At 68.5% G+C, this 16,387-nt stretch carries 16 protein-coding genes; 12 read left to right on the forward strand and 4 right to left on the reverse strand.

The features are described from left to right. Positions 1–34: 34 nt before the first annotated feature. Together ACFTS5_RS00725 and ACFTS5_RS00730 are read left to right on the forward strand one after the other, a co-directional pair. Positions 35–1,174, forward strand: coding sequence for a serine/threonine-protein kinase (locus tag ACFTS5_RS00725; protein ID WP_378626396.1), 1,140 nt, complete (start codon positions 35–37; stop codon positions 1,172–1,174). 43 nt (positions 1,175–1,217) lie between these two features. Next, complete coding sequence (locus ACFTS5_RS00730; protein ID WP_378626398.1) at positions 1,218–2,180, forward strand: LysR family transcriptional regulator; 963 nt, start codon at positions 1,218–1,220, stop codon at positions 2,178–2,180. Between the two features lie 63 nt (positions 2,181–2,243). Here the strand turns inward: ACFTS5_RS00730 and ACFTS5_RS00735 are convergent, their stop codons facing one another. Beyond that, positions 2,244–2,513, reverse strand: coding sequence for a DUF2631 domain-containing protein (locus ACFTS5_RS00735; RefSeq protein ID WP_378626399.1), 270 nt, complete (start codon positions 2,511–2,513; stop codon positions 2,244–2,246). Positions 2,514–2,608: 95 nt separating this feature from the next. Between ACFTS5_RS00735 and dxr the strand changes: the two genes are divergently transcribed. The 5 genes from dxr to ACFTS5_RS00760 all read left to right on the forward strand — a co-directional run bounded on the left by dxr (position 2,609) and on the right by ACFTS5_RS00760 (position 9,203). After that, on the forward strand, positions 2,609–3,802 hold the full coding sequence (gene dxr, locus ACFTS5_RS00740) for a 1-deoxy-D-xylulose-5-phosphate reductoisomerase (protein WP_378626400.1): 1,194 nt from the start codon (positions 2,609–2,611) through the stop codon (positions 3,800–3,802). Positions 3,803–3,949: 147 nt separating this feature from the next. Then, positions 3,950–5,146, forward strand: a complete 1,197-nt coding sequence (locus ACFTS5_RS00745; protein WP_378626401.1) for a M50 family metallopeptidase — start codon at positions 3,950–3,952, stop codon at positions 5,144–5,146. Between the two features lie 113 nt (positions 5,147–5,259). Further along, a complete protein-coding gene (gene ispG, locus ACFTS5_RS00750; RefSeq protein WP_378626402.1) occupies positions 5,260–6,414 on the forward strand; it encodes a flavodoxin-dependent (E)-4-hydroxy-3-methylbut-2-enyl-diphosphate synthase in 1,155 nt (384 codons plus the stop codon). 87 nt (positions 6,415–6,501) lie between these two features. After that, complete coding sequence (locus ACFTS5_RS00755) at positions 6,502–7,356, forward strand: GNAT family N-acetyltransferase (protein ID WP_378628249.1); 855 nt, start codon at positions 6,502–6,504, stop codon at positions 7,354–7,356. Between the two features lie 56 nt (positions 7,357–7,412). Further along, on the forward strand, positions 7,413–9,203 hold the full coding sequence (locus tag ACFTS5_RS00760) for a penicillin-binding transpeptidase domain-containing protein (RefSeq protein WP_378626403.1): 1,791 nt from the start codon (positions 7,413–7,415) through the stop codon (positions 9,201–9,203). Between the two features lie 52 nt (positions 9,204–9,255). On the opposite strand, the gene ACFTS5_RS00765 is transcribed toward ACFTS5_RS00760, so the two are convergent. Together ACFTS5_RS00765 and ACFTS5_RS00770 are read right to left on the reverse strand one after the other, a co-directional pair. Continuing rightward, positions 9,256–9,459: a hypothetical protein gene (locus ACFTS5_RS00765; RefSeq protein WP_378626405.1), complete on the reverse strand. Its 204-nt coding sequence runs from the start codon at positions 9,457–9,459 to the stop codon at positions 9,256–9,258. Between the two features lie 266 nt (positions 9,460–9,725). Then, positions 9,726–10,223 (reverse strand): peroxynitrite isomerase, encoded by a 498-nt coding sequence (locus ACFTS5_RS00770; protein ID WP_378626406.1) that lies wholly within the window; start codon positions 10,221–10,223, stop codon positions 9,726–9,728. Between the two features lie 115 nt (positions 10,224–10,338). Here ACFTS5_RS00770 and ACFTS5_RS00775 point away from each other — a divergent pair, with 115 nt between their 5' ends. The 5 genes from ACFTS5_RS00775 to ACFTS5_RS00795 all read left to right on the forward strand — a co-directional run bounded on the left by ACFTS5_RS00775 (position 10,339) and on the right by ACFTS5_RS00795 (position 15,167). After that, positions 10,339–11,685, forward strand: a complete 1,347-nt coding sequence (locus tag ACFTS5_RS00775) for a TIGR03118 family protein (RefSeq protein ID WP_378626407.1) — start codon at positions 10,339–10,341, stop codon at positions 11,683–11,685. A 256-nt stretch (positions 11,686–11,941) separates the two neighbouring features. Then, complete coding sequence (locus tag ACFTS5_RS00780; protein WP_378626408.1) at positions 11,942–12,385, forward strand: hypothetical protein; 444 nt, start codon at positions 11,942–11,944, stop codon at positions 12,383–12,385. 201 nt (positions 12,386–12,586) lie between these two features. Continuing rightward, positions 12,587–13,495, forward strand: coding sequence for a thioesterase domain-containing protein (locus ACFTS5_RS00785; protein WP_378626409.1), 909 nt, complete (start codon positions 12,587–12,589; stop codon positions 13,493–13,495). Next, positions 13,489–14,361: an ABC transporter permease gene (locus ACFTS5_RS00790; RefSeq protein WP_378626411.1), complete on the forward strand. Its 873-nt coding sequence runs from the start codon at positions 13,489–13,491 to the stop codon at positions 14,359–14,361. Before ACFTS5_RS00785 ends, ACFTS5_RS00790 begins: the two co-directional genes overlap by 7 nt. Further along, a complete protein-coding gene (locus tag ACFTS5_RS00795) occupies positions 14,358–15,167 on the forward strand; it encodes an ABC transporter permease (protein ID WP_378626412.1) in 810 nt (269 codons plus the stop codon). The genes ACFTS5_RS00790 and ACFTS5_RS00795 overlap by 4 nt, the downstream gene beginning before the upstream one ends. On the opposite strand, the gene ACFTS5_RS00800 is transcribed toward ACFTS5_RS00795, so the two are convergent. Then, positions 15,161–16,039 carry a helix-turn-helix domain-containing protein gene (locus ACFTS5_RS00800; RefSeq protein ID WP_378626413.1) on the reverse strand — a complete coding sequence of 293 codons (879 nt, stop codon included), beginning with the start codon at positions 16,037–16,039 and terminating at the stop codon, positions 15,161–15,163. The genes ACFTS5_RS00795 and ACFTS5_RS00800 overlap by 7 nt on opposite strands. Positions 16,040–16,387: the final 348 nt, after the last annotated feature.

A 16,387-nucleotide genomic window follows, 5' to 3' on the forward strand; every position in this document is an offset into this window, starting at 1 on the left:
GCCGTCGGACGAAGAGCGAGATTCGGGGGTCAGAGTGGTTTCTGACGGGACGGTGTTCGCCGGCTACACGATCGACCGGCAGCTGGGTCAGGGCGGGATGGGGTCGGTGTATCTGGCCAGGCACCCGCGTCTGCCCCGATGGACGGCACTCAAGCTGCTGAATCGGGAGTTGTTCTCCGACAAGGAGATCCGGGCCAGGTTCGAGCGCGAAGCCGACCTGGTCGCCCAGCTCGACCACCCCAATATCGTCACCGTGTTCGACCGCGGCGTCGAGGGCGATCAGCTGTGGATCAGCATGCAGTACATCGACGGGATCGATGCCTCCTCGCTGGATCCGCATTCCCTGCCGCCGGACCGGGCGCTGCAGATCATCGGTGAGACCGCCGCCGCGCTCGACTACGCGCATCGCGCGGGGGTACTGCACCGCGACGTCAAGCCCGCCAACATCCTGCTGGCGCGTTCCAGCAGCCAGGAGCGGGTGTATCTCACCGACTTCGGCATCGCACGGCTGCGCGACGATTCGGGTCATCTCACCGAGACCGGATCGTTCACCGCCACGCTGGCCTACGCCGCACCCGAGCAGCTCACCGGCGCCGCACTGGATCACCGCGCCGACCAGTACTCCCTCGCGTGCACGCTCTACACATTGCTGACCGGCAGCGCACCGTACGAATCGACCAGCCCGGCCGCGGTCATCACCGGGCATCTGCAAGCGCCGCCACCCCCGATCAGCCCGCGTCGCGCCGGCCTGCCGCCGGTGCTCGACGCTGTGATGGCGCGTGCGCTGGCCAAGCGGCCCGCCGACCGGTTCACCTCGTGCGAGGAGTTCGTCGACGCCGCCCGACGGGCGGTGCGCACCGGAACCACCGGCGCCCGCCCGATCGCCCGGCCCACCTCGGGGGCGCACGCGCAGCCGTTCGTCGGCATGCAGCCCATGCGCCCGGTGAGTTCGACGGGCACTCCCATCCCGCAGTACAACCCCGCTCCGATGCCCCCACGGATGCCTCAGCCGCAGTACGCGCCCACGCCGCAGTATTGGCAGCCGCAACCGGCGCCGATACCGAATCCGCCGCCGCAACGGGGCGGCTGGGGATCGGCGCTGGGCACCTACGCGGTCCTGTTGGTCGTCGTCATCGTGATCGCCGGCGTGATCGCGCTGCTGGCCAACCTCTGATCGGCTCGTCGACCCGATCGGCGGGTGCCATATTCTGGTCAGAATGAGCGACTTCGACGTCACCGCCGCCGACTCCATCGACCTCGACCGGTTGCGTCGTTTCGTCGCGGTCGCCGAGGAGTTGCACTTCGCCCGCGCAGCCAAGGCGCTGCGGATCCCACGGCAGGCGCTGAGCGCCACCGTGATCGAGCTGGAAGAAGAGCTCGGCACCCGCGTCTTCGTGCCGGGCGCTTCGCCGACCCAGCTCACCGACGACGGCACCGCGCTGCTCGCGCGTGCCAGGGACCTGATCCGGGTGCGCGAGCAGGCCGAAAGGGAGCAGAAGCCCGACGCGCCCGCGAGCCTGCGGGTGGGGTTCGTGCCGGGGGTCACGGTGTCGAAGTGGGCGCGGATCTGGGGCGAACGGCTACCCGACCACCCGCTCGAGGTCGTCGGCGTCGCGCAGGGCGAGCAGGAGTCGGCGCTGCGCGAGGGGCGAGTCGACCTGTGCTTCGTCCGGCTGCCCATCGACCGGACCGCGACCAACGCGATCGCGCTGTGGCAGGAGACGCCGGTCGCGGTCGTGCAGAAAGACGACGCGCTGTCCCTGCTCGAGACGATCAGCCCGGCGGATCTGGCCGACGAGACGATCCAGGCCGGCGCCGACCTCGATCAGGCCGTCGACACTCTCGCCTTGGTCGCCGCCGTGGGTGGCGCGGCGATCATGCCGCAGTCGATCGCGCGCCTGCATCACCGCCGCGACCTGGTCTACCGCCCGATCAGCGACACCGAGTTCACCGAGATCGCGCTGGCATGGCCTGCCGGGACCGACAGTGATCTGCTCGAGGAGTTCGTCGGCATCGTGCGCGGCCGCTCGGCCAACAGCTCGCGCGGCGGGGTCGCGGAACCGGAGCAGCGCGCCGCGGCGCCCGCGCGCAAACCCGCGGCGAAGAAGCCCGCGGCCAAGAAACCGGCGCCGAAGAAGCCGGTCGCGCGTGGCCGCAAACCAGCCCGCCGCGGCCGCTGACACACGAAAACGCCTGCGGCGCATGGTGATTGCCGCAGGCGTGGACGTATTGTCGTCGAAGAACTACTTCGGCATCCGCCGGGTGAGCGAATCGACGACCAGGATGAGCGCCATCACGCCGGCCAGGCCGACGAGGAAGATGTCCTCGACATGACCCTGGTGGTTGCCGATGGTCATCCCGAGCAGGGCCACGACGACGACCCAACCCGCGATGCGGAAGGTCTTGCGCGACTCACCGCTCCAGCCCCATGCTGCCGAGGGCACCTCGGCGGGGTCGACGCTGGTGGCGACGGCACGCTCGGTGCTGGCTTTATCGAGGTCCGTGGCTGCCACGATCGCTCCTAAGGGCTCGAGTTCTGGTTGGGCGAGTGAGCATATCGTGGCATACGACCGTCCGTCGTAGCCAGCAGCCCTGCCACAATGGGCCCGTGTCCCACCCCGCAACGCGTGCCGCGCACGCCAGTTCCCCGTCCACCGATCGGGTGAAGGTGCTGCTTCTCGGCAGTACCGGTTCGATCGGTACCCAGGCGCTCGAGGTGATCGCCGCCAACCCCGACCGCTTCGAGGTGGTCGGGCTGGCGGCACGCGGCGGCAACACCGCCCTGCTCGCCGAGCAGATGACCGCCACCGGCACCCGCAATGTCGCCGTCGCCGATCCCGCCGCCGCCCAGGCGCTCGGGCTGGCACTCGGCGGCCCCGACGCCGTGACCGAACTGGTCCGCCGCACCGACGCCGATGTCGTGCTCAATGCCCTGGTGGGTTCGCTGGGTCTGGAACCCACGCTGGCCACCCTGCACGCGGGCACCCGCCTGGCGCTGGCGAACAAGGAATCCTTGGTCGCGGGCGGCTCCCTGGTGACGCGGGCGGCCGCGCCCGGCCAGATCGTGCCCGTCGACTCCGAGCACTCGGCGCTGGCCCAGTGCCTGCGCGGCGGTCGTGCGGAAGAGGTCGACCGGCTCGTGCTCACCGCGTCGGGTGGACCGTTCCGCGGCTGGAGCACCGAGATGCTCGAATCGGTGAACCCCGCGGAGGCCAAGACCCACCCGACCTGGTCGATGGGCCCGATGAACACCCTGAACTCGGCCTCGCTGGTGAACAAGGGCCTGGAACTGATCGAGACGCACCTGCTCTTCGGTGTGCCCTACGACCGCATCGACGTCACCGTCCACCCCCAGTCGATCGTCCACTCGATGGTCACCTTCACCGACGGCTCGACCCTGGCCCAGGCCAGCCCCCCTGACATGAAGCTCCCCATCGCCCTGGCGCTGGGCTGGCCCGACCGCATCCCCGGCGCAGCCGCCGCCTGCGATTTCGGCACCGCCTCCACCTGGACCTTCGAGCCGGTCGACGACGAGGTCTTCCCCGCCGTCCGGCTGGCCAGACAGGCAGGGGAAGCGGGCGGCAGCGTCACCGCGGTCTACAACGCCGCCAACGAGGTCGCCGTCCAAGCATTCCTCGACGGCAAGATCACCTTCCCCGCCATTGTGCGCACCGTCACCCGCGCGGTAGAGGCCGCCGACCGCTGGCATGCCGAACCCGATACCCTGGACGACGTCCTCGCGGCCGACCGCTGGGCACGGGAGTACGCCGCGAAGACCATCGACGGTGAAACAACGTCCTGACCTGACGACCACAACGAGACCACCACGTTTTCGGCCGCCCCGGATCCGAGGGGCGAGACGGAACGCCGCAGGCGCAGTATCGCCCCTCGGATTCGGGGTGACGAGGCCGAAAACACGCGGCGCCAGCCGCCAAAGAGAAGGGCCCACATGGTTTTCGCGCTGGGGTTCGCACTGTTCGCGCTCGGCATCACGATTTCGATCGCGCTGCACGAGTGCGGGCACATGTGGGCCGCGCAGGCCACCGGCATGAAGGTGCGCCGCTACTTCATCGGCTTCGGGCCGAAGGTGTTCTCGTTCCGTCGCGGTGAGACCGAGTACGGGCTCAAGGCGCTGCCGCTGGGCGGCTTCTGCGACATCGCGGGCATGACGGCGCTCGACGAGCTCGAACCGGAGGAGGTCGACCGGGCGATGTATCGCCAGTCGACCTGGAAGCGCCTCGTCGTGATGTTCGGCGGCATCGGCATGAACTTCCTGCTCGGGTTCGTCTTGCTGATGGTCCTCGCGATCGGCTGGGGCCTGCCCCAGCTCGAGCAGCCGCCTGCCACCGCGCTGGGCACCATGAGCTGTGTCGCGCAGGAGACCCCGCAGAAGACCCTCGCCCCCTGCACCGGCGACGGACCCGCCCAGCGCGCCGGTTTGCGGCGTGGTGACGTGGTGAAGGCCGTGAACGGCGTCGAGGTGAGCACCTGGGCGCAGTTCCAGGCCGAAACCCAGAAGCAGACCGGCACTTTCACCTACACGATCGAACGCGACGGCACCACGCTGACGGTCCCGGTCACCCCGGAACGGGTCGTGCGCTCGCCCAAGGAAGGCGCGAGTCGTGAGGTGAGCGCGGTCGGCGTCGGCCCCGACTACGCCGAGCCGAAGCAGTACGGCCCGATCGCGGCGATCCCGGCCACCATCTCGTTCACCGGTGATTTCTTCGTCGAGACGGTGAAGTCGCTCGCCAAGATGCCGCAGAAGGTGTCGGCGCTGTGGGAAGCGGTTACCGGCGGCGAGCGCGATCCGGAGACCCCGGTCAGCGTCTACGGTGCCAGCCGCATCGGTGGCGAGACCGCCGAACGTGGCCTGTGGGGCATGTTCATTATGGTGCTGGCCAGCTTGAACTTCTTCCTGGGAGCATTCAACCTGCTGCCCCTGCTGCCGCTGGACGGCGGGCACATCGCGGTGGTGCTCTACGAGAAGATCCGCAACACGGTCCGCGGCTGGCTCGGCAAGGCCCCTGCCGGTCCGGTCGACTATCTGAAGCTGCTCCCGGTGACCTATGTGGCGGTAGTGATCGGTGGTGCGTTCATGGTGCTGACCTTGGCCGCCGATATCGTCAACCCGATCCGTCTGCCCTGAGGTGAGACGGCCGGTGTCATGCCCCTCACAGGGCGCCCCGTTACCCTGCGCGACTAAGCTCGGCAACAACAACCAGGTCGATCCGCGAAACGTACGAAAGAAGGCAGCCGAACGTGACCAGCACAATCGGATTGGGGATGCCCGCCGCCCCCGCTGCTGTTCTCGCACCCCGGCGCAAGACCCGCCAGCTGATGGTCGGCAATGTCGGCGTCGGTAGCGATTCGCCGATCTCGGTGCAGTCGATGACCACCACCAAGACCCACGACATCAACGCCACGCTGCAGCAGATCGCCGAGCTCACCGCCTCGGGCTGCGACATCGTGCGGGTGGCCTGTCCGCGCCAGGAAGACGCCGACGCGCTCGCCACGATCGCGAAGAAGTCGCAGATCCCGGTGATCGCCGACATCCACTTCCAGCCGCGCTACATCTTCGCCGCCATCGACGCGGGCTGCGCCGCGGTGCGCGTCAACCCGGGCAACATCAAGGAATTCGACGGCCGCGTCGGCGAGGTGGCCAAGGCCGCGGGCGCCGCGGGCATCCCGATCCGCATCGGCGTCAACGCCGGTTCTCTGGACAAGCGGATGCTGGAGAAGTACGGCAAGGCCACCCCCGAAGCGCTGGTCGAGTCCGCGCTGTGGGAGGCGAGCCTGTTCGAGGAGCACGGCTTCGGCGACATCAAGATCTCGGTCAAGCACAACGACCCGGTGATCATGGTCGAGGCCTACCGCCAGCTCGCCGCGCAGAGCGACTACCCGCTGCACCTCGGTGTCACCGAAGCGGGCCCGGCGTTCCAGGGCACGATCAAGTCCGCGGTGGCCTTCGGCGCGCTGCTCAGCGAGGGCATCGGCGACACGATCCGCGTGTCGCTCTCGGCCCCGCCCGCCGAGGAGATCAAGGTCGGCGGCCAGATCCTGCAGTCGCTGAACCTGCGCCCGCGCAAGCTCGAGATCGTGTCCTGCCCGTCGTGTGGACGCGCCCAGGTGGACGTGTACACCCTGGCCGACGCGGTCGCCGCCGGTCTGGACGGCCTGGAGGTGCCGCTGCGCGTCGCGGTGATGGGCTGCGTCGTGAACGGGCCCGGCGAGGCACGCGAGGCCGACCTCGGTGTCGCCTCCGGTAACGGCAAGGGGCAGATCTTCGTCAAGGGTGAGGTCATCAAGACCGTGCCCGAGCATCTGATCGTGGAGACCCTGATCGAAGAGGCGATGCGCATCGCCGAACAGATGGACGCGGAGCCGGGTGCGGAGCCCGTTGTCTCTGTGAGCTGAACCGACCTCCGTACACGGTCATCCGCCGGATTCGGCGGACCCGTACCGCTCGGCGTGCTTTCGTGGCAGGCTTGTGCCGTGCGGAGTCTGCTGGAGCCGACGCGACGGTCCAAAACCGCTCCCGCGCGCCCGGTGGCCGTGCGAGATCTCGGTGAGGTGCTGCGCGTCCTCGACGCCGACCCGGTGGCGTCGTGCATGATCGCGGCCCGGGTGCAGGAATTCGGGATCGACTCCCGGACCGGTGCCGGTGAGCTGTGGAGCCGCGGCGGACCGGCCGACTCCCTGTGTTTCTCCGGCGCCAATCTGGTGCCGCTGCGCGGTGACCAGCAGGCATTGCGCGCGTTCGCCGATCGGGCAGGCCGCTGGCCGCGGGTGTGTTCCTCGGTGGTCGGCAGGCAGGAACTCGCACTCCCGCTGTGGGAGATGCTGCTCCCGAGCTGGGGCCCGGCCAGGGAACTGCGCGCCGATCAGCCCCTGCTGGCACTGGCCAGGCCGGCCGCCGCGCGCGCCGACGGGGGAGTGCGCCGCGTGCGGCCCGACGAGATCGACCGCTATCTGACCGCCGCGATCGCGATGTTCATCGAAGAGGTCGGCATCGACCCGCGCACGGGCGACGGTGGGCGCGGCTATCGGCGGCGGATCAAGAATCTCATCGAATCCGGTAGGGCCTGGGCACGTTTCGAGGACGGTGAGGTCGTCTACAAGGCCGAGATCGGCGCGCTGTCGCGACGCACCGGCCAGATCCAAGGCGTGTGGGTGCATCCCGAATTCCGGGGTGCGGGTGTGGGGACCGCCGGGACCGCCTCGGTCGCCAATGCTGTTGTGGCGACAGGCCGTACGGCGAGTCTCTACGTCAACGACTACAACCGCGTCGCCCGCCGCGCCTACAGCCGGGTGGGATTCCGTCAGATCGCTACCTTCGCAACCGTCTTGCTGGACTGAAACTTTGGCGCGTGGCGCCGAGGTCGAGGGGCTTTTCGCCGCTACCATCGGTGCCGATGAGGACACGGATGCTCACCACGTGCGCGGTGGCCGCCCTCGCTGTCGCGGCGACGGCCTGTTCTTCCGGTGCCCAGGGGCCGGTGCCCGCCGCCGACGCCTTCGCCGAGGCATTCGCCGAACACGATCTCCCCGCGGCCGCGGCGCTCACCACCGCACCCGAGAAGGCCGCGGCGGCACTGACTTCGACGTGGCAGGCGTTGCAGGCGGAGAAGTTGTCGATCCGCACCGGCGACGCGCGCGTCAACGGTGACACCGCGACGGTCGACTACACCTACGAGTGGACCCTGCCGAAGGGTCGTCAGTGGACCTATTCCGGCGAATTGCAGATGGGCCGCAGTGACGGGCGCTGGCTGGTCCGCTGGAGCTCCGCCGACATCCATCCCAAACTCGGCGACACCCAGAGCATGGAGTTGCGCACCCGCCCCGCGCCGCGCGCCAGGGTGAACGAGGCCGCGGGCAGCGACGTGCTGGTCCCCGGCAAGGTCTCGCGGGTGAAGTTCACCGTGGCCGACGCTCCCGACCCCGGCCGCGTCGCCGGTGCGCTTGCCGCGGCGCTGAGCCGCATCGACCCCGTCGCCTACACCCCGCAGTCCATCCTCACCGCGGCGCGCAAGACCGACGGCGCGCACACCGTGATCCTGCTCAACGAGTACGAGGCCGAGACCATCGGCGGCGAACTGATCGGCCTGCCCGGCGTGACCCTGACCCAGGAGTGGGACATGGTGCCCACCGACCGTAAATTCGCGCCCGACCTGCTCACCCAGGTCCGCAAGACGGTGATCGCCGAGGTCGACGGCAAGGCGGGCTGGAGTGTGGTCACCCGCAACGCCGACGGCGCCGATCTCGATGTGCTGCACGAGGAAGCGGCCGAACCGGCGCCGTCGTTCGCGCTGAGCATCGACCGGTTCGTGCAGAATTCCGCCCAGCACGCGGTCGACCTGCGCACCGAGCAGGCGATGATGGTGGTGCTGCGCCCGTCGACCGGTGCGATCCTCGCGGTGGCCCAGAACAAGTTCGCCGACCGCGACGGTCCGGTGGCCACCAGCGGTCAGTACCCGCCGGGCTCGATCTTCAAGACGGTCACGGCGTCGGCGGCGATGGCCTCCGGGCTGGCCACGCCCGACACCGTACTGGCCTGTCCGAGCAGCACCATCATCGGCGAGCGCACCATCCCCAACTACAACATGTTCACCGTCGGTGAAGTGCCGATGGCCACCGCCTATGAACGCTCGTGCAACACCACCTTCGCCAGGCTGGCCAGCAAGCTCGAACCCGACGCGCTCACCGAGGCCGCGGCGCGTCTCGGCGTCGGCCAGGACTACAAGGTCGAAGGTCTACCGACCGTGTCCGGGTCGGTGCCGAAGGCCGAGGGGCTCGTCCAGCGCGCCGAAGACGGCATCGGCCAGGGCCGGGTGGTGGTGAGCCCGTTCGGGATGGCCGTGATGGCCGCGACGGTCGCGCACGGTGCCGCGCCGGTGCCGTATCTGATCGCGGGCAGGCCCACCGAGATCACCGGCGATCGGCCCGCGATCGCGCCGGAGGTGGTCGAGGGGCTGCGTTCGATGATGCGCATGGTGGTCACGGGTGGCACGGCCGAACGCATCAGGGATCAGGGTGAGGTCTACGGCAAGACGGGCGAGGCCGAGGTCGACGGTGGATCGCACTCGTGGTTCGTCGGCTATCGCGGGGATATCGCGTTCGCGACACTGCTGGTGAAGGGTGGCAGTTCCGACAACGCGGTGGCCGTCACCCGGGACATGTTCGCCGCACTACCCGCCGGCTACTGAGTACGCCGGTCGAACGGGTAGCGGGCACTACGGGACTCGTGATGGTGTCGGGTCAGTCGGCGTTCTCGGTCGCCAGCAGACCCCGCACCACCGCGAGCGATGTGCTGTCGGTGTGGGATGACGCCGTGTCGTGCAGCACGTTGTAGCTGACAACGGGCTCGGGTGCGGCGGTGGCCGCGCTGTCGAGGACGTCGATGGCGGCCGCGCCGCCGAGGATCATCCCCGCTGTGGTCAAGATCAAAGTAGAACGCCTCATGGTTCGTCTCCCTCATTCAGGGTTTCGACGTGTTCGCGGGGCAGGTCGTTCGATTGTCTGAGGATTAGCTGATGCACCACCGTAGAACGGCGGTTACTTCGGCAACAGGCGACGGCAGCAAGCGACACACAATTGTTGCCCTATGTGCGGGCGTGTTCGAACACAACTGCTACCGGGCCGTGATGAAAAGGTGAATTATCGGTTTCGATCCGGCAAATGCACTGATCAAAGGTCATGTTCGGGTAACTCGCCGAATTGCACGTGCCTCAGCCGCGTTGCAGAGTCGCCGCTAGATGATGCTGCAAAGATTCGCCGACCGCCGCCATCCGCAGCGTGTACTCGATGGTGTCGCCGGTGACATGGAATGAGCGTCCGACGGCGGTAACCGGCTTTGCCGATTCGCTCAGACCGATATTCGTGGAGTTCAATTCCAGACGAATTCCGTCCACCGTTTCGGTGATCGTGCCCTCGCAGATCTCGGTGATTCCGGTCGGATGGGCGAGTATCAGTTCGACCCGGCCCGGCGCCGGACTGCGCAGGTAGCCGGTCTCCGCGTGCAGCGGCCTGCCGTCGGCGCCTGCCTTGGTCCGCTGCTTGTAGGTGAGGAACGGCCGGCCCAGGTGCCCGAAGGTGATCTCCTCGACGTAATCGAAGGATTCGATGGTCGGGTATTCGCCCCTGCCCCGACCGCGCCAGGTGCCGAGTAGTGGTGCCAGGGCAGCGATGTCGGGGTGCGGGGCGATGTTGGGGGAAGGTTCGACCACGGCCGACAGCGTAGCCCTGTGCTTCCTGCGACGGTCACGGCACACCGCCGCATCAGCCACGATAAGGTCAGCCTCGCCTGAACGCCGTCCGGCGGAAGGTCGAAAGGACAAGAACGTGAACGGACATGTGAGGGGCGCCCGCGGGGTGCGGTCCGGGCTGGTGCGCGGTGCGGTACTCGGCGCGGCAGTGTTGCTCGCCGTGGCGTGCTCGAACACCGAGCCCTCGAACGACGATGTGGCCGCGCTGGACGGTAACCGCTACGGCCAGACCAACCTGGCCGCCGACAAGGACTCCTATCACGCCCAGTTCACGCTGCCCGGCATGGTCAACGCCTGGGGGCTGGCAGATCGGCCGAAGGGCGCCGGTGGGCATTTCTGGGTCGGCGCGGGCGGCAAGTCGTTCCAGTTCCTCGGTGACGTGCAGTCGTCTTCGGATCCCAAGCTGCAGAAGCTGACCCAGGACCAGCTCAAGCTCGTCGGCGTCCCCGGCGCCGATGCCGACACCTCCGACAAGAGCATCGGCAAGGTCACCGGCGTCGTGTTCAACCCGGCGCCGATCACCTCGGATCTGTTCGCGGTGCGCGACCAGTGGGTCGATGTGGACGGTGTGCCGATCCCGCTCGGCGGTTCCTCGCGCTTCATCTTCGCCACCGACTCGGGCAAGATCTCGGCCTGGACCGAGCAGGCCCCCGACGGCGCGATCGTGCGCCGCGACGGCGGCGCGAACCAGGTGTTCGACGGTTCCGCGCAGGGCATGGCCTTCTTCGGAATCGCGCTGGCGCCCTCGGGTGACAAACTGCTGGCCGCCGATTTCGGTGCCGACCCGCAGGTTCGCACCTTCGACAAGTTCTGGCAGCCGGTCGCGACCACCGGTTTCGCCAACCCGTTCGCCACCGGCGAGGTGATCGACGCGTCCTCGCCCGAGAAGGGCAAGAAGGCCAGGCCCGGCGATCCCGCGCCGTTCAACATCACCACCCTGGGCAGCCGGGTGTTCGTGTCCTACGCCGTGACGCAGCCCGACGAGAACGACCCGAAGGCCTTCGACAAGGCCGAGGAAGCCTCGCTCGACGCCGACCAGGACAAGGATTCCCACGGCAAGCCCGACAAGGGCAAGGTCGCCGAGTTCGACGGCGCGGGCAAGCTGGTTCGCATCATCGACGACGGCGGCAGGCTCAACGCGCCGTGGGGTGTGGCGATCGCGCCGTCGAACTTCGGCGCGCTGTCGGGCAAGCTGCTGATCGGCAACTTCGGTGGCCTCGGCCGGGTCCTCGCCTACGACGACACCACCGGCACCTTTGTCGACTATCTGCGCGACGGTGAGGCGAAGCCGGTCGAGATCGCGGGCCTGTGGGCGTTGATGTTCGGCAACGGCGAAAGCCTGGGCGACGCGAACGCCCTCTACTTCACGGCAGGTCCCGAAGACGAGAAGGACGGCCTCTTCGGCAGCCTGCGCGTGCAGTAGGCAAGCTCGGGGGCGGGGCGGACAAGGGGCGGCGAAGCGGACAATGTGGATGTCCGTGCCGATTCGCTTCCGCCGACGGGCCGTTGTAGGGGACAGTGGTGGCGGAATGGTTGCCGGGTGGATGCGATCGGTGTCCACCCGGCCTGTTCCGTCCGCACGCGATGGCACCTCCACCGGGGTGCCGTGCCCGAGCCGGAGGAGTGCCAGATGAAGGTTTCGCGCGTTGACGTCGGCGGTTCGGCGGGGGAGCGGTGAAATGCGGCACGCGGCACGAGAGTCGATGCTGCCCGGCAAGGACGTGCTCCTCGCGGCGTTCCGTGGTTTGCCACACGATGACCACCCCATCCTCGATGCCGCCGGGGAGCTGGCGCTGCTGCATCAGTTGCGCGAGCATTCCCCGCTGAGCGAGTCCGAGCGCATCGACCGGCGCCGGGCCCAGTTGATGCGCGCGATCGACCGCTGGGTGATCCTCGCCGCCCCCGTTCCGCACGCCGCGGCGGACGAACACTGCGAAACTCTCGGCGGCCTGGTCGATCGTCTGGCCAAGCACTGTTCCCAGGCGTTCGTCGCCCTGGCCGGCGCCCCCGTGTCGGTCTGCTACGACGAATGGGTCCGCCTCGACGACCTCGCTGACAGCTATGAGCGCCTGATCGACGATCTGTGGTCCGGTGCGCGCAGCCTGCCCGCGAACACGTATTGACACCAAGGGTGGATTCACCGCCACCTGGGTGGGCGAGACCGGGCCCCGGGGATGGTTGGGGCCGGGGCCGTCCCGCGCGACAGTGGAACTCACACCCTCTGTGGTCGGGTCGGCGAAGGAGTTCGGATGCGCGGTCGGTCTGCGGCGGAAGCCCCCGAAAGTATTGGGCTGCTGGGGGTTTCGCGCGACGTATCATTTGTTGTGGGCACTGTTGACGATCCGGCCGATCTGCCGTCCGCCTGCGGGTGGACAGCAGGTCGGCCCGATTCCTGTTCGGCGGAGTCGGCCGTCGGCGAGCGTGCCGATTCCGCGGCCACGGCGTTGGTGCTGCCGATCCGCCCGCGCACCACCTACGTCGACGGCGCACCGCTGTTCTGCCTGGCCGGAGAAGCGGTCCTGGCCTGGAACTATGTGGGCCTGGTCGCCCACCTCGATCCTCGCGTCCCGATCTACGGCCTGCAGGCGAGCGCCGAACCGCGCACGATCCGCGACTACGCCACCCGCTGTTCCGCCGAGATCCGCCGCATCGCCCCGCACGGCCCGTACCAGCTACTCGGTTGGTCCGCAGGGGGTTTCGTCGCCCACGAAGTCGCGGTTCGGCTCCGCGCGGCAGGCGAGCGAGTTCGCGTCGTCGTTCTCGCCACCGACCCCGAAGCCCCCGCCCCGGCGCCGCTGCCGGCCGACCGTATCGCCTCGCTGCTCTGCGCCGACGGCCCGGCCTTCGACGCAGCTGCGGAAGGCGCGACAACCACGACCTCCGACGACAACGCCGCGGCGATCAACGCCGCGACGGCGGGAACGATCGACATCACCGGCGACGATCTCGACCGCCTGGCCGGCCTGAGCGCCACTGCCGCACGCATGGTGTCCGGACACCGACCCTCGTGGCTCCTCGGCGACCTCACCGTGTGCATCCCGGGCCGGGAACCCGGCGGCACCGATCGCCTCGACCCCGGTGCCACGGTTCGCCGGTGGCGCCCCTACGTCGAGGGTGCGGTCACCGGCTTCGTCCTCGACGCCACCCCGGACGAACTCACCGCACCCGATGTCCTCCCCGAGATCGCCCGCATCCTCGCGACCGCCCCGCCCTCCGCGCGCACGACATGCTGACCGGGTTCCCCGGCACCACCGCGCGCGTCGACCACGATGGGGGCGTGCCGACCGCCGACGAGCTCACTTCCGACCGCGCGCCGACGGTGGCGTTCACCCAGTGGTGGGTGCTCGCGCGACGGCTGATCCGCCCGGCATGGCGCACCGGTGAGATCCTCACCGCCCTGCTCGCCCCCGCGGTGTTCACTCTCGGCTTCTACGTCCCGCTCAACCTCGTGATGACCGTCTACGGGCACGGCCTGAGCAGCTACGCCCAGTTCCTGATGCCGATGATCGTCATGCAGGCCGTGGCGTTCTGCGCCATCTCGGCCACGTTCCGTGCCGCCACCGATGCCCGTGACGGCCTCGACGTCCGGTTCGCGACTTTGCCGATGCCACGCTGGGTCCCGTTCGCGGCCAGGATCACCGTGGCCGCCCACCGTGCGGTGATCGCGGTCGGCGCCGCGCTCGTCTGCGGCGCCGTCATCGGGTTCCGCTTCTACGGAAGCTGGTGGCACACAGTCGGTTTTCTCGCGTTCTCGCTGCTGATCGCGACGGCCCTGTGCTGCGGTGCCGATCTGCTCGGCAGCGTGTCCGCCAGTCCCGAGGCCACCACCCAGATCCTCGTCCTGCCCCAGCTGATCTTCGGCATGGTGTCCACCGGCTTCGCGCCCGCGAGCCAATTTCCTGGCTGGATCCAGGGTTTCGCCCGCAATCAGCCCGTCTCCCAGTTCGTCGACGGCCTGCGCGCGCTGGCGGGCGATTCCACCGGCGACGCGGGCACCGTCGACCTCGCGACGCTGGGCCCCGGCCTGGCCTGGGCGCTCGGCATCCTGGTGGTCTGCGGCGGTCTGTCCTGGCGTCATGCCGCCCGGCGGGCCGCATGACGACCCTTCCCCTGCCCGCTCTCGCACGGCACAGCGAGTCGCTGCGAATGCTGCTACCGCAGACGGCGATCCAGACCCGGCGCCTGCTGACTCGCTGGACTCGAGACCCGTTGACCGTGATGCAGGCCCTGCTCTTCCCGGCGCTGCTACTGGTGATGCTCAATGCCGTACTGGGCAAGCAGGTGTCGTCGTTCGCGGGCGCCGACGCCCTCTACGGTTCGGTCCCGATGGTCGCACTGGTCGGGGTGATGTCGGGTTCCCTGGCCGGAGCCGTCACCCTGGGCCGCGAGCGCGACGAAGGACTGCTCTCCCGATTCTGGGTGCTGCCGGTCCATCGCGCCTCGGGTCTGCTGTCGCGCGTCCTGGCCGAAGGCGTCCGGATCCTGGTGTGCACCATGGTGATCTTCGCGGTCGGCATCGCACTCGGATTCCGCTTCACCCAGGGCCTGCCTGCCGCGATCGCCCTGTTCGCCATCCCGGTGCTGTACGGACTCGGCTTCGCGACGATGGTCACCGCACTGGCGGTGTACACCGCTAAAGCCGCACTGGTGGAGGTGGTTTCGCTGGGATCGTCGTTGCTGATGTTCTTCAGCACCGGATTCGTCCCGCTCGCCGCCTATCCCGGTTGGGCACGCCCGATCGTGGAGCACAACCCACTCACGCACGCCATCGACACCATGCGCGGACTCTCGCTCGGCGGGCCGGTGCGTGGCCCGCTGCTGGCCACTCTGGCGTGGTCGCTCGGCGCGATCGCGATCTTCGCCCTACCGGCCGCGATCGGTTTCCGCCGGGCCAGCCGCTACTGAGCGGACGTGGAGCGGGTGATCGCGTCCCGTGCCTCGGTGATCAGCTTCGCCGAATCGCGGGGACTCAACGCCATCGCCCGCAGCTGGTCGAAGATCACGCCGAAACGGCGGATCTCCGAGTGCCCCTCGACCAGATCGTGCACGGACATACTCTCCACGTACACCAGTTCGGGGTCGACGGGATTGCGGAAGTCGAGCAGCGTGAACGAGCCCGCCATGCCGGGGTGCGCGCCCGCGTCGAACGGAAGTACCTGCAGGATCACGTTCTTGCGCTTGGTCTCGTCGAGCAGCCGGTCGAGCTGGCCCGCCATCGTCGCGGGTCCACCGACCACCCTGCGGATCGCCGCCTCGTCCATCACCACCCACAATTCCAGCGGGTCGTCCTTGGTCAGGTTGATGGCGCGATCCATGCGCGCCTGCGCCCGGCTCTCCATCACCGAGGCATCCAGGCGTGGCATCGAGGTGTCGATCACGGCGGCGGCGTACTCGAAGGTCTGCAGCAGGCCGGGCACCGTCGAGGTCTGGTACTGCCTGGCAGACAACGCTTCCGCCTCGAAGTTGATGTAATTCGCGTACACCTCCGACACCGCGCCTTCGTAAGGTCGCGACATGCCGGGTTTCAACGCATCGGTGAGCAGACTGAGTGCTTCCTCGCGCATTTTGTCGTCGACCTGATACAGGTCGAGCATGGCGCCGAGAGTGCGACGTTGTGGGCGCGCCTGCGCCATTTCGATCCGGTACAGCGTGGTGACGTTGATTCCGGTTCGCGCGCTGACGTCTTCCTTGCTCAGCTGGGCACTTTCGCGCAACTCGCGCAACATGGCTGCGAGCCTGCGGAGCCGGACGGTCAGGGTCGTGCGCTTGCCTGCCATGAAACGCATTATTGCGCTGCAAGGCCGCTATGTCACGCGTTCGGCGAAGACGGAGGCATAGGGCATGCCATGGTGTTCGGCGAGTCCGCGAGGCACGCCGGAAGACCGTGCGGCGCTGCGCATGTGACTCCCGGTTCTGTCAGGGCGGCTTTACTGCAGGAGTGATAACGCAATCTTGCGTTTCGCCTTCTGAGCGAGCATGATCCAGTTAGCCTGGTTGCGAACAATCCAAACAGATGACCGGGATAACCGAATCGAGAGCCAATCATGTTGGTAGACAAATCTTGGGTGTCGGGTGAATTCGGGGCCGTGCGATGAGCGCGCCGGTGATGGGCATACTGCCCACCG

The sequence above is a fragment of the Nocardia sp. NPDC056952 genome (assembly GCF_042674185.1).
Lineage (GTDB): Bacteria > Actinomycetota > Actinomycetes > Mycobacteriales > Mycobacteriaceae > Nocardia.

Excerpts from the sequence above, each read along its gene's own strand:
- ACFTS5_RS00730 (WP_378626398.1), top strand. The coding sequence starts at position 1,218 with ATGAGCGACTTCGACGTCACCGCCGCCGACTCCATCGACCTCGACCGG.
- ACFTS5_RS00745 (WP_378626401.1), top strand. The coding sequence starts at position 3,950 with ATGGTTTTCGCGCTGGGGTTCGCACTGTTCGCGCTCGGCATCACGATT.
- ACFTS5_RS00760 (WP_378626403.1), top strand. The coding sequence starts at position 7,413 with ATGAGGACACGGATGCTCACCACGTGCGCGGTGGCCGCCCTCGCTGTC.
- ACFTS5_RS00765 (WP_378626405.1), bottom strand. The coding sequence starts at position 9,459 with ATGAGGCGTTCTACTTTGATCTTGACCACAGCGGGGATGATCCTCGGC.
- ACFTS5_RS00780 (WP_378626408.1), top strand. The coding sequence starts at position 11,942 with ATGCGGCACGCGGCACGAGAGTCGATGCTGCCCGGCAAGGACGTGCTC.
- ACFTS5_RS00790 (WP_378626411.1), top strand. The coding sequence starts at position 13,489 with ATGCTGACCGGGTTCCCCGGCACCACCGCGCGCGTCGACCACGATGGG.
- ACFTS5_RS00795 (WP_378626412.1), top strand. The coding sequence starts at position 14,358 with ATGACGACCCTTCCCCTGCCCGCTCTCGCACGGCACAGCGAGTCGCTG.
- ACFTS5_RS00800 (WP_378626413.1), bottom strand. The coding sequence starts at position 16,039 with ATGGCAGGCAAGCGCACGACCCTGACCGTCCGGCTCCGCAGGCTCGCA.